Source organism: uncultured Massilia sp., assembly GCF_913773735.1.
Taxonomy (GTDB): Bacteria; Pseudomonadota; Gammaproteobacteria; order Burkholderiales; family Burkholderiaceae_D; genus Telluria.
This window is the reverse complement of the sequence record NZ_CAJYEB010000039.1, coordinates 1-12,931: the sequence shown is the minus strand read 5'-3', so window position 1 is coordinate 12,931 and position 12,931 is coordinate 1. Positions and strand designations below refer to the sequence as shown.

The 12,931-nt window shown below is 67.3% G+C and carries 9 protein-coding genes; 7 read left to right on the top strand and 2 right to left on the bottom strand.

Annotation, left to right across the window (positions count from 1 at the left end):
- Positions 1-179 precede the first annotated feature (179 nt).
- From QZ749_RS20080 to QZ749_RS20055, 6 genes are all read left to right on the top strand, one after another.
- Entirely contained in the window at positions 180-2,930 is a 2,751-nt protein-coding gene (locus tag QZ749_RS20080; protein WP_296950387.1) for a type VI secretion system Vgr family protein, read from the top strand.
- Between the two features lie 18 nt (positions 2,931-2,948).
- Complete coding sequence (locus QZ749_RS20075; protein ID WP_296950384.1) at positions 2,949-4,700, top strand: triacylglycerol lipase; 1,752 nt, start codon at positions 2,949-2,951, stop codon at positions 4,698-4,700.
- Positions 4,697-6,073 (top strand): T6SS immunity protein Tli4 family protein, encoded by a 1,377-nt coding sequence (locus tag QZ749_RS20070; protein WP_296950381.1) that lies wholly within the window; start codon positions 4,697-4,699, stop codon positions 6,071-6,073. The genes QZ749_RS20075 and QZ749_RS20070 overlap by 4 nt, the downstream gene beginning before the upstream one ends.
- Positions 6,074-6,076: 3 nt before the next feature.
- Positions 6,077-6,343: a PAAR domain-containing protein gene (locus QZ749_RS20065; RefSeq protein WP_296950378.1), complete on the top strand. Its 267-nt coding sequence runs from the start codon at positions 6,077-6,079 to the stop codon at positions 6,341-6,343.
- Positions 6,344-6,476: 133 nt separating this feature from the next.
- Positions 6,477-7,919 carry a methyl-accepting chemotaxis protein gene (locus QZ749_RS20060; RefSeq protein WP_296950374.1) on the top strand — a complete coding sequence of 481 codons (1,443 nt, stop codon included), beginning with the start codon at positions 6,477-6,479 and terminating at the stop codon, positions 7,917-7,919.
- A 264-nt stretch (positions 7,920-8,183) separates the two neighbouring features.
- Entirely contained in the window at positions 8,184-10,472 is a 2,289-nt protein-coding gene (locus QZ749_RS20055) for a TIM-barrel domain-containing protein (RefSeq protein ID WP_296950371.1), read from the top strand.
- A 42-nt stretch (positions 10,473-10,514) separates the two neighbouring features.
- On the opposite strand, the gene QZ749_RS20050 is transcribed toward QZ749_RS20055, so the two are convergent.
- Positions 10,515-10,661, bottom strand: coding sequence for a hypothetical protein (locus tag QZ749_RS20050; RefSeq protein WP_296950369.1), 147 nt, complete (start codon positions 10,659-10,661; stop codon positions 10,515-10,517).
- 131 nt (positions 10,662-10,792) lie between these two features.
- Between QZ749_RS20050 and QZ749_RS20045 the strand changes: the two genes are divergently transcribed.
- Positions 10,793-11,182 (top strand): hypothetical protein, encoded by a 390-nt coding sequence (locus tag QZ749_RS20045; RefSeq protein WP_296950366.1) that lies wholly within the window; start codon positions 10,793-10,795, stop codon positions 11,180-11,182.
- 76 nt (positions 11,183-11,258) lie between these two features.
- Here the strand turns inward: QZ749_RS20045 and QZ749_RS20040 are convergent.
- Positions 11,259-12,931: Calx-beta domain-containing protein (locus QZ749_RS20040; RefSeq protein ID WP_296950364.1), on the bottom strand; the 1,673-nt coding region annotated here is incomplete at its 5' end.

Genomic DNA, 12,931 nt, shown 5'->3' with positions numbered 1-12,931 from the left:
TGCATGCTGGCGTCGGGCGGCTGCAGAGCGGCCCGCCGTGGGTGTGCCCCGGTGTCGCCATCCCAGGTCGTTCGTCCGACCATTGGATTCGAGCAAGAATTAGATGGGTATCAAGGAGTTGCTGCGTCGCCTCCCTACCATCGATCCTTGGAGTGCGTTCCGCTGACCAGGGAGCTTGCATGAACCTCAAGGATCTATTCGACAGCGCATCCGGTTTATCGGACGCCCATCGGCCGATTCGGTTGCGCTGGCCGCACACCTGGCCGCTACGCGACGACGTCCTGCTGGTCAACCGGGTCACGGGCCGAGAGACAGTATGCGGCGGACTGGAATATCGGCTTTTCTGCGTCTCGGCGCGGGCCAATATTCCGCTGAAGACATTTATTGCTTTACCGGTCGAACTCCAGTTCGTGACTGACCGGGGAACGCTGCGCGCCGTGTGCGGCATCGTCGCGCAAGCGGCCGCGGGCCAGGCCGATGGCGGCTTGGCGACCTATGAACTGGTGGTGCGCGATGCCTTGGCGCTGATGGAACAGCGCACGAACACCCGTGTGTTTCGCAACCTGAATGAACTGGACATCACGCAGGTCGTCCTCGATGCGTGGCGGCGCAATAATCCGGTAGTGGCCGAAGCCTTTGACGTGGATTGGTCGTGCGTCACCGGAACCCATGCTGCGCGGGAATTCACGATGCAGCACAACGAGTCCGATGCGCACTTCTTGCGCCGCCTGTGGAAGCGCCGCGGCATCGTCTGGTTCGTACGGTCCGCGCATGCCGACGATACGCAGGGCCGCAATGTGCCGGCCCATACCCTCGTGCTGTGCGACGATGCACTCCTTCTGGGACGCAATGCCGCCGGCACCGTGCGCTATCACCGCGACGACAGTGCAGAGCAAAGCGATACCATCTTCGCGTGGAGTTCCGTGCGCAAGCTCAAGCCCGGCAACGTCAACCGCTTGAGCTTGAACTACATGCAGGCGTATCCGATGACCGCAAATGCGCCGTCCCACATCGACCAGGGCAGTGCCGGCAACGTGTTCGCAGCCGGTCTCGATGATTACCTCATCGATGTGCCGCATGCCGGCGCGGACGGCGACGACTACCGGGAACTTGGCGACTTGCGCATGAAACGCCATGAATACGAGTCCAAGTGCTTCCATGGCGAGGGCAGCGTACGTGCCCTGTGTGTCGGCGAATGGATGGCATTGAGCGGCCATCCCGACATCGACGCGCATCCGCCGATGGAACGGGAATTCATCGTCACGCACCTGGAAGTCGACGCGGAAAACAACCTGCCGAAGCTGCTCAGCGACCGGATACAACGCCTGTTTGCGTTTGGCCGGACGGATGACGGCTCGTCCGGCCGCGCGCTGCAGCAGGCCAGTGCGGAGCGAGGGACGCGGTTTACCAACCGCTTTACCTGCGTGCGTCGCGGTATTCCCCTCGTACCGGTCTTCGATCCCCGTACCGACGTGCCGCGTCCGCGACTGCAAAGTGCGATTGTGGTCGGCCCTGCCGGTGAAGACGTGCATTGCGATGAGTATGGCCGGGTGAAGGTACGCTTTCCCGGCACCAGGATGGAAGACCACGCGCATGCCCAGGGCGCCGGCGCCAGCGGCAGCGACCGGGACTCGGCCTGGGTCAGGGTCGCCAGCAACTGGGCCGGCAATCGGTGGGGAGCCCTGGCGCTGCCGCGCGTAGGCGACGAAGTCATCGTCGACTTCCTGGGTGGCGACCCCGACAAGCCGATCGTCATGGCGCGTGTCTACGGTGGCGTGGCGCCGCCGCCTTCGTTCAGCCATGCCGGCGGCCTTCCCGGCAACAAGTATCTTGCCGGGATCAAAAGCAAGGAAGCCAGGGCTGCCCGCTACAACCAGCTGCGACTGGACGATACGCCCGGACAGATCAGTGCGCAGCTGGCGTCCGAACATGGATATAGCGAACTGAACCTTGGCTGGCTCACGCACCCCCGCAGCGACGGCAAGGGCGAGGCGCGCGGCGAGGGGGTGGAATTGCGCAGCGACCACGCCGTCGCGGTACGCGGCGCGCGAGGTGTTCTCATCAGCGCCGCCGCGTGTCCCCAGGCCGGCGGTCGGCAACTGGACCGCGCGGAACTGGTCGGCCTGGCCGAAGCGTTGCATGGTGTGTTACGACAGTTGTCCGAACTGGCCGCGGTGCATCGTGCGGACGAGACGGACGGCAAGCAGTTGCAGCAACTGATCGGCTTCCTGAAGTCGTGGGAGGCCGGCAGCAATACGGACAAGGACACCGGCGGCGCCGGCGGCAGGCCGGTGGTGGCGGTATCCGCGCCAGCCGGCGTGGCGGTGACCAGCCAGGATAACCTGGCGATCGGCGCGCAAACCCATATCGACATGGTCAGCATCGGCAATACGCAATTGTCGGTGGGGCGCAAGTTGCTGGCCCGCGCGTCGGAGAGTATCAGCCTGTTCGCACATCGCCTCGGCATCAAGCTCGTTGCTGCCAGCGGCAAGCTCGAACTGCAGGCGCATGACGACGACGTCGCGCTCACGTCGTCCAGGCGCATCGTGCTGACCGCGGCCGACGAGATCGTGCTGCAGGCACCGAAAGTCCGATTCGTGGCGCAAGGCGCGCAGGTGGACATCGGCGGCGGCGCTATCACGCAGCAAAGCAGCGGCGAGCACACGATCAAGTCGTCGAAGTTCGCCCATGTCGGCCCGGGCGGTGGCGGCCCGGCCGTCGTGCCGCTGCCGGGGAGTGCCGCGGCCCACGACCAGCAAGTCGTCCTGCGCTGGATCGGTACCGACGAACCCATGCCGAACCAACGGTATCGCATCACCACGGAAGATGGCCGCGTGTTCGAGGGGCGAACCGACGCCGCCGGACTGACCGAACGTTTCAGCAGCGCCGTGCCGTTCGGGCGCTACGACATCGAGGCGCTGGACGACTGATCTCACAGGAGGAGTGCGATGGCGACTGCCGAACATCCCTTGCCCGCCCGGCAGCACGACGGCGCTGCGCGCAAGGCCGAAGGGTTCGCGACACCGAAGGAGGATCAGAAGCCGCAGTGCGCCAGGGTGCTGCCCACGCGCGTACTGCCGGTGATTTTCCTGCCCGGCATCATGGGGTCCAACCTGCGCATGAGCGAGCAGCGGCGCGAGGAACTGGGCAAGAAGGACAATATCGCCTGGCGCCCCGATAGCCTGGGCGCGGCCAACGTGCGCGCGAACGCGAAGGAATCGCCGGGCGACCGCCAGTTGCGGCTGGATCCGCTGCAGACCACGGTCGACATCTATGACCCTGCGGCGGAGTTCGGCGTCAGCGGCGATGGCCGGCACGGCAATGTCGGGCTGGAGGAGAATTTCCGCTCGCCCCTGCTGACCGACGATCCGGCCACGATGCCGAACAGGCGAACCGCCGTGCAAAAGGCAAGGGCGCGAGGCTGGGGCGAGGTCTTCTTCAAGAGCTACGGGAAGCTGTTGCAGCATCTCGAATCGCGCCTGAACAGCACCTTTGCCCACGGCAAGTTGCAGCCGGCATGGCAGGACGTCGTGGGCGTCGATCCACAGGCATGGTCACCGGATCCCAAGCTGCCCCAGAAGGCATTGACCGAAGAGGAGCTGAGGAAGGTGGCCACCGGCTGCTGGTTTGCGGTGTACGCGTTCGGCTACAACTGGCTGCAGTCGAACGGCGACAGCGCGAAGATCATCGCGGTGCGTATCAATCGGGTCATCGACGAGCTGAAGGCTTCCGGTTACGACTGCAACCAGGTGATCGTCGTCACCCATTCCATGGGCGGGCTGGTCGGGCGGGCACTGGTCCACCCCAGTTACGGCAACCTGCAGGACAAGGTGCTAGGCATCGTGCATGGCGTGATGCCGGCCATCGGCGCCCCGGCCGCCTACAAGCGCATGCGGGCCGGTTTCGAGGATCCGGGGATGATGCACGACGCGAAAGCCAGCATTGGCGCGAAGGTTGCCGGTAACTTTGGGGCCGAAGTCACGGCGGTGCTGGCGAATTCACCGGGCGCCTTGCAATTATTGCCCACCGAGTCCTATGGCAATGGCTGGCTGCGTGTGCAGCACAATGGGCGCGAACTGGATGCCTGGCCGAAGCAGGGCGACCCGTATCGTGAAATCTACAAGGTGCGGGCTCGATGGTATGCGCTGTTCCGCGAGGAATGGATCAATCCCTGTGGGCTGCCTGTGGATCATGGTGGCGGAACCTTTGACAGGACGTGCGAGTACATCGACAAGGTGCAGGTTTTTCACAGGACCATCGCCAACACTTACCATCCCAACAGTTATGCGCACTACGGCGCCGACCGCGCACGGCGCAGCTTCGGCGAAGTAGTGTGGGATATCCGGAATTGTGGCAATCCCGCCGGCTGGCAGAACTGGCCCATCGTCCGCGACAGCGGGCAGGGGAGGCTGGAATTTACGGAATGGGATCCGGAAGGCGTCAACAATATCGGTGCGATGCCTTTCGGCGAGAGTTTGTCCGAGCCGATCCATGCAACGCTCCTGGCGCCCTCGGCGCCGGGTGACCAGACCGTTCCCATGAAGTCCGCCGATCACCAGTTGCGCAGTGGGCTGTTCAAGGGGGTATTCCGACAGACCGGCTACGAACACCAGTCCAGTTACCAGGACCCGCGGGCCATTGCGTCGACCCTGTACAGCATCGTGCGTATCGCCCAGCAGGCGAACTGGACGTGCAAATGAGAGCCATTCGACGCCTGCTCCTGGCCGCATTTGCCGCGATCCCGTTGCTCGCCGCCTGCGATGACTATCCCACAGCATGGAAGACGCCGAACATGACCGCCCTCACACCCCGCCTGCAACCGCTGTTCGAAAAGACCAAGCCCGTCTGCTTCGGTCGCTTCATGGTCGATGTGCCGGCGACGGCGACCGTCGTCTGGGGCCGGACGAGTGCGCCGCTGAACATTACCGTCTATCCCAGTGGCCTGGACGAAGTGAAGGCACTGGCGCAACAGTTCATCGACGAACTGAGGAACGAAAAAGCCATTTATCTCGACGATATTCCCTTGCTGATTGCGGTCGATGACGTACGCGAGCCCGACGGGAAAATCGTCACAGGCTATGACGGTTTTGAAGCAATTGCCGGACTCAAGATCAATGGTTACTTCAACTTGAACAACGACGGCGTGGTCATCAATGCGCGCACCCTGAAGCCGCGTCGGGAGCTGGCCACGGCGCTGGTCAATGGCATGGCCCGGCGCATGCGCCAGCGCGCCGAAACCGAGATACCGAGCGAGCCCGGCAACTGTATCGAATATGCCTTCGTGGCCGACGATCCGGACCCGGAAAAGGTGCCGCGCGCCGAATTGGTACGCATCGGCTTCCGCTTGCAGGAATTCCCGGATGCGCACCTGTCGATCGAGATCTATCCGTCGAATCCCCACGATCCGGAAAGCGGCTCGTTGCAACGCCAATGGAAACGCATCCGGGAAGATCCCGCCACGCCCGAGGAACGGAAGGTGCTCGCCGCCACGGCATTCTTCCGCGAAGGAGCGCGCCGGATCCAGGAATGGAAGACCGGCTATGAGGTGCTGATGCGTTCGCCCGACGAGGAGGGATCGTTGTCCCACCATGACTTCCAGCTCAAGTTCTACGGCGTGCCGCACGATCCTTTCCAGCCCGTCATCAAAGTCCGCTTCGAAACCGGCGTCGGCGACAACGCCGCCGGCGCCACCAGGGCCAGCCTGAGCGACGAGGAGGCCATCGCGGTGTGGGATCGGATCACCGGCACACTGCGCATCCGCCCGACGACCGCCGCGCCGGCCAGCGGCGCGCCAGGCGCTGCCGCGCCGCGTGTCGCGCTGGGCGAGCTGGCGGCCACCGGGCGTACCTGTCCCCAGGCCGGCTGGTGGGAACCCACGGCGGGGAGCGGGGCGGCGAGCGGCCCGCGCCGGCACATCGCGGCGGGCGAACGCATGCCGCCGGTGCTTGCGCCCGGAGAGCCGTCGCTGTGGCAAAAGTTCAGGGGCGAGCGCCCGACCCACCGCACGGCGGCGGTCTGGAGACTGGTGGACTACGGCGATGCGCCCGGCCCCGCGCCCGCTCACGAAGGTTGACCGATGCGCAACGTGATTCGTCTCGGTGACGCGACCTCCCATGGGGGCAAGGTCGCCAGCGTGCGCGCGACGCATTGCACGGCCGACGGCGTCCCGGTGGCGTGCGTCGGCGATGCATGCAGCTGTCCCGTCGACGGCCATGACGGCTGCACGATTGCCGAAGGCGATCCCGGCCACGTCATCGACGGCATTGCCGTTGCCTACGACGGACACAAGACGACGTGCGGGGCGATACTGATGGCATCCAGCCGGTGCTTCGGCGGGCAATAGCCAGCCGGGCTGTTGCACCCTGGCAGTCGCCTGCCTCTCGAAAGGTGACACCGCTCAAGATGTTAGCTATAGTTTCCTCAAATAAATAACCGGCCAGCATATCCGCGGAGCCGGCAACGCCGAGGAGACGATCATGAAGTGGTTGAAACGACGCCTGTCGGCCATCACGGAAGCCTTTGGCCTGCGCCGCCGCCTGGGCGCGCTGGTGACGCACGCGCGCGACGGCAGCATCCGCACCGCCATCAATGCCGCGCGCCTGCGCAAGGAAGTCGACCATTCGCTGGACCAGGCGCGGCGCCAGCACCAGGCGGCCACCGAACTTGCCGCGGCCGCGCGCCAGGTGACGGCGCTGTCGGCCGACGTGCGCGCCGGCACCGACGACATCGCCGGCACCGCCGGGCGCAACCTGGCAGCGGCGCGCATCTCGATGGACGAACTGGCCGGCCTCGAGAAACGCATGCGCGCCATCGAATCCCAGGTCGAGGGCTTCGCCCGCACCGTCGGCCAGCTGGTCGACCATTCGCGCGCGATCAGCGAGTTCGGGGCTATCATCGACCGCATCGCCAACCAGACCAACCTGCTGGCCATCAATGCCGCCATCGAGGCGGCGCGCGCCGGCGAGCAGGGACGCGGCTTCGCGGTGGTGGCCTCCGAGGTGCGGCGCCTGTCCCAGCTCGTCAACGCGGAAACCGCCAAGATCGCCGGCGTCAACGGCGAGATGCGCGTGCTGGTCGAATCGGCCAGCGGCGCCACCGCCGACATCCTCGACGGCGTGCATGCCTCCACCCGCGACGCCGGCACGGCGGCGGGACATTTCCAGGCCTTCGTGGCCGACTTCGAGCGCCTGACCGGCACCGTCAACGAGATGGCGGCCGCCACCCAGGCGCTGGACGGCATCAGCCAGGACATCGGCCACAAGGTCGGCGAGGTCGCGCGCAACGCATCCGAGGCCGGCAAGGCGATGGCGGACGCCTCGCGCCGGGTCGACGAGGTGCGCGCCACCACCGAGGAGATCCAGTCCACGCTGGCCGGCTTCCGTACCGGCGGCACGCCGTTCGACGCGCTGGTCGAGGCCACCACGTGGCTGCGCGACGCCGTCGCGCGCTGCCTGGAAGGACACGCCGCGCGCGGCGCCGACGTCTTCGACCAGGCCTACCGCCCGATCCCGCAATCCGATCCGCCGCGCTTCACCACGTCCTACGACGGCGCCGTCGAACGCGACCTGCAGGCCCTGTTCGACCGCGTGCTGGCCGAGCTGCAGGGCTGCGCCTATGCGCTGGCCGTCGACAACCGCGGCTATGCGCCGGCCCACAACGGCAAGTTCTCGCAGCGCCCGACCGGGCGGCGCGAGCACGACCTCGTCCACTGCCGCAACAAGCGCATCTTCGACGACGCGGTCGGCGCGCGCCTGGCGGCGAACCGCCAGCCCTTCCTGTTCCAGACCTACCTGCGCGACACGGGCGAGGTCATCAACGACCTGTCGATGCCGGTCGAGATCCAGGGGCGGCACTGGGGCGCCGTGCGCATCGGCTTCGACTCGGCGCAGATGCGCGCGGCGTTGCCGCTGGCGGCGTGAGCGCTTGGCCGGCGGCGGGTGCACGTCTCCCCGGCGCAGGCCGGAGTCCGATTCCTGCGTACGCGGCTGCACCGGAACATCGGGTCCCGGCCTGCGCCGGGACGCCGGTTTTTCTGCCGACATCACTATGCGTGCCGGCGCGGCCGCGATTGCAAATGTGATCGCTAACATGCACAATGTCGTCTCAACAATAAAGCCAAAGAGGACTGGATGAGACTGCAATTGACGCGCATGCTGGTTGCGCTAACATCGGCATATGCCTGCATGCCGGCCGCGGGCGCCGCGCCGCTCGCCACGCTGGACCGCAACGGCGCCTGGGTATCGGTCGAGGCCTGGGGCCCGAACGTAGTCCACGTGACCATCGCCGTGGACAAGGCCGAGGTGCTGAAGGGCCCCGGCTACGGCATCCTGCCGAAGAACGCCGACAACAGCGCCTTCCGCCACGTGGCCGGCGCCGACGGCGACGTGTTCACGTCGAAGGGCATGACGCTGCGCGTGAACCCGGCCCCGCCGGCGCGCACGCCGAGCCAGGGCGAGAAGTACTTCGCGCCGGCGCTGGCCCCGGTCGGCCTGCAGGTGACCAATGCCAAGGGCGACAAGGTGCTGGACATGGGCGGCTGGGAGATGTCGCCGCACACCGTCAACGGCGAAAAGACCTGGCAGGTCGGCGCCTCGTTCGCCGCGCCGCGCGACGAGCACCTGTACGGCATGGGCCAGAACCAGGAGTCGCTGTCCGGCATCGACCTGCGCGGCCGCGTCCTCGATTGCAAGCACTGGTACGACGCGCCGGGCGGGGAGAGCGTGTGCGTGCCCTTCATGGTGTCGTCCAAGGGCTACGGCATCGTCTGGGACAACCCGTCGGCGACCCGCTTCCAGGGCGCCATCAACGGCCGCACCGTGTTCCAGTCGCAGGTGGGCGAGCGCGTCAGCTTCTTCGTCATCACCGGCGCCACGCCCGAGGAGATCTACTCGGGCTATGCGCGCCTGACCGGCCGGACGCCGATCCCGCCGAAGGCCGCGTTCGGGCTGATCCAGTCCAAGGCGCGCTATGCCTCGCAGGACGAGGTGCTGCGCGTGGCGAACACCTACCGCCAGAAACAGTATCCGCTCGACGTGATGGTGGTCGACTGGTTCTACTGGACCCGCATGGGCCAGATGGACATCAACCCGGCCGAGTTCCCCGATCCGGACGGCATGAACAGGCAGCTGCACGGCATGGGCATGCAGTCGATCATCTCGATCTGGCCGCGCTACGAAACGGCGGGCCGCTATTTCAACGAGCTCGACGCCAAGGGCTACCTGCTGAAGGATAAGGAGGGCAAGACCGTCGACGGCCTGCCGTTCCGCTCCGACCGCACGGGCGGCCTGATCGACGCCACCAATCCGCAGGCGCGCCAGTGGTTCTTCGAGAAGGCGCGCGACAACATCCTGGCGCACGGCTTCGACTACCCGTGGCTGGACGAGACCGAACCGGACCTGGTGCCCAGCGGCTTCTTCTATGCGATCGGCTCGGGCGACCGCTACCACAACCTGTTCCCGCTGCTGCACGTGGAAGGCTTTTCCGACAACCTGCGCGCCTGGAAGCCGAACAAGCGTGCGCTGGTACTGTCGCGCGCCGCCTACCTCGGTTCGCAGCGCACCGGGGCGCTGTTCTGGTCCTCGGACATCCAGTCCACCTGGGAAGCGCTGCAGCGCCAGATCCCGGCCGGCCTGAACATGGTGGCGTCCGGGATCGCCCTGTGGGGCAACGACATCGGCGGCTGGCAGTCGCTGCCGGCGACCACGACGGCCACCAAGGCGCCGCTGGTCGACCCGTCCGACGCGCGCGCGGTGGTGGGCCAGTACCACGACTACCCGGAACTGATGACGCGCTGGTTCCAGTACGGCACCTTCCTGCCGACGCTGCGCCTGCACGGCCAGCGCAAGGAGTCGGAAATGTGGTCCTTCGGCAAGGACGCCGAGCGCATCATGGCGCGCTACGACACGCTGCGCTACCAGCTGATCCCGTACATCTACAGCCAGGCCAAGTTCACCCACGACACCGGCGCGCCGTTCATGCGTCCGCTGTGGATGGATTTCCCGAACGACCCGAACGTGGCCAACCTGGGCACGCAATACATGTTCGGCCCGGCCTTCCTGGTGGCGCCGGTCACGGAGCAGGGGCAGGTCGAGAAGGACGTCTACCTGCCGGCCGGCAGCGCGTGGTACGACTTCTGGACCAACCAGAAATTTGCCGGCGGCCAGTGGGTCAGGACCGCCGCGCCGGTCGACCGCATCCCGGTCTACGTGAAGGCCGGCTCGATCGTGCCGCTGGGCGCCGAGGTGCAGTCGACGGCGAGCAGGCAGGCGATCGCACAGGTGCTGGTGTACCCGGGCACGGACGGCGAATTCGACCTGTACGACGACGACGGCATCTCCTACGACTACGAGAAGGGCAAGTCGAGCCTGACGAAGCTGCGCTGGAGCGATGCCGGCGGCAAGCTGAGCGCCAGTGGCGGCGATGCCGGCGTGGCGAAGGCGTTGCCGGGGCTGGTGAAAGTGGTCGGCAAGTAAGCCGATGGCGTGCACGGTGGCGCCACCGTGCACGCGCGAGCACTACATCGGCGCGCCAGGCCCGTCGGCGTACGGCCCGCCCGCCAGTTCGAAGGCGCGGCGCACTGCCCGCAACAGGCGCGCGGCCAGGCCGGTCGAGGCGGGGAACGGGCGGCGGGGGGCGGGGACGCCGGTCGTATTCATGCTCATGCGAAAATGTGGAAAACGGCAAGCCCCGACCTTACCCCCAGGACGGGCGCCGGTCCAATTTCGTTTTCCGATCGCGGTAATAAGCGCAGGAAATAGTACACAAAGCGGCACCGAACACAGCGGAGGCGGGAATGTTCGAAGTCATCCTCCAGTTCCTCGTCGAGTTCGTCGGCGAAATCCTGCTGCAGATCCTCGTCGAATTCCTGGTCGAAATGGGCCTGCACGGCGTGGCCGAGCCGTTCCGGCGCCGGCCGCATCCGGGACTGGCCGCCATCGGCTACCTGGTCTTCGGCGCCGTGGCCGGCGCCGCCAGCCTGTGGCCGTTCCCGGCCTACCTCGTGCCCGGCCCCTGGCGCATCGCCAACCTGGCGCTGGCGCCCGTGCTGGCCGGGCTGGCGATGTGCGCCGTGGGCGCCTGGCGCGCGCGCCGCGGCCAGCCGGTGCTGCGCCTGGACCGCTTCGGCTACGGCTACCTGTTCGCACTGGCGCTGGCGCTGGTGCGGTTCTGGTTCGCGCGCTGAGCCGCCGAGCCACCGAACCGCTGCTGCGGCGCCGCGGACCGCCGCAGCGGCACGGGCCCTGGCGGCGCGGCGGCGTTCAGCCGTACGGCGTGTAGTCGAAGCCGTTGCCGATGATCGCAGCGACGGCGCCCTGGTTTTCCGCGCTCTCGCTGATCATGCCCAGCGCCTGGGCGGCGGTCACGACGTGCTGGTCCAGCGCATTGGTCCAGTAGTCCAGGCCGGCCTGTTCGGCGGGGCGGTGCAGCACGTTCATGTAGATCTTCGAGACCAGGTCCAGGTTGCTCGGCGCGCTGCCGTAGGCATCGATGAATTCCTTCGACTGCATGAAGCCGGCGGCCACCTCGGTCAGCGTGGTGCCGTGGTCCATGGCGTTCATCCAGAAGCCCAGGCCACCCTTGTCCGGGGTGCGGTTGAACGCGGCCTGGTAGATGCGGTAGGCCTGGCCGCCGGTGCCGTCGATGTCCAGCGCGACGCTGGTGTCGCCGAAGTGCAGGCGTTCGACGCCGCTGAGCAGGTCGGTGCCGCCGTGCGCCGCCACGGTGAAGCCGCCGCCCGCGGCCTTCGCGATCGCATAGTCGGCGCGCGCGCCGCCGTAGGCAGCCGTGTCGAGGCCGGCGCCGCCGGCCACCTGGCGGAAGCTGGCGCCGTCGACGATGGTCGCGGTCGCCGCGGGTTTCGCCAGCGTCGCGTTGGTCGGGCTGCCCAGCGACAGCGAAAACGACTCCAGCGCTTCCGCGCGCGTATCCGCGTCGATCGTCACGCGCACGGTCTGCGTGGTCGTGCCGGGCGCGAACACGAGCTTGCCGCCGGCGCTCTCGAAATCGTTGGTGTCGGCGGTGCCCGAACGGGTGTCGTAGTACACCTCCACCATCGACGCCGACGGGGCGTTCAGGGAAACCACGAAATCGACGTAGCCGTCCTTCTCGCCGACGATCGTGTCGGCCACGCTGATCAAGGGCTGCGCCACGCTGGCCTGGCCGTGCGCGCCGATGGTCGCATGGCCGCTGCCGCGCGCCACGTCCACCACGCCGGCGCCGCTGCCCGAGAGCGCGCCCAGCACCAGGCTGAACATCTCCGCCGGTTCGGCCGCGCCGTCGTGCGGCAGGGCGACGGTGACCGTCTTGACGGTCTCGCCGGCGCCGAAGGTGAGGGTGCCGCTGGCCGGGACGTAGTCGCTGCCCGCGACGGCGCTGCCGTTGGCCGTGCCGTAGGCCACGCTGAACGCGCCGCCGACGGCCTTGTCCAGCACCACGGCGAAGGTCGCGGTGTCGGCGCTGGCGTCGACGACGACGTCGCGCACCGACAGCGCGGCGTGGTGGGCGGCGTCGGCCAGCGTGTCGTCGTCGACGATGGTGGCGACGCCGGCAAAGTTGGCGATGACGGCGTTGGCGGGGCTGTTGAGCGTCAGCGCGAAGGTTTCCAGCCCTTCGACGTTCAGGTCTTCGGGGATCGTCACGCGCACCACCTGCGTGGTCTGGCCGGGCGCGAACACCAGCTGGCCGCCGGTCGACTCGAAGTCGCCGGAGCTGCCGGCGGTCAGCGAGTAGGAGTTGTAGTAGACGCTGACCTCGTTCTGCGAGGGCGCGTCGAGCGTGACGACGAAGTCGACGTAGCCATCCTTTTCGCCCACGAACGGGTTGTTGACGCTGATGGCCGGCTGGGCGCGCGGGGTCTGGCCATGCGCGCCGATGGTGGCCTGGCCGATGCCGTCGGCGACGTCGACGACGTTCGCGCCGGCGCCGGAGACGG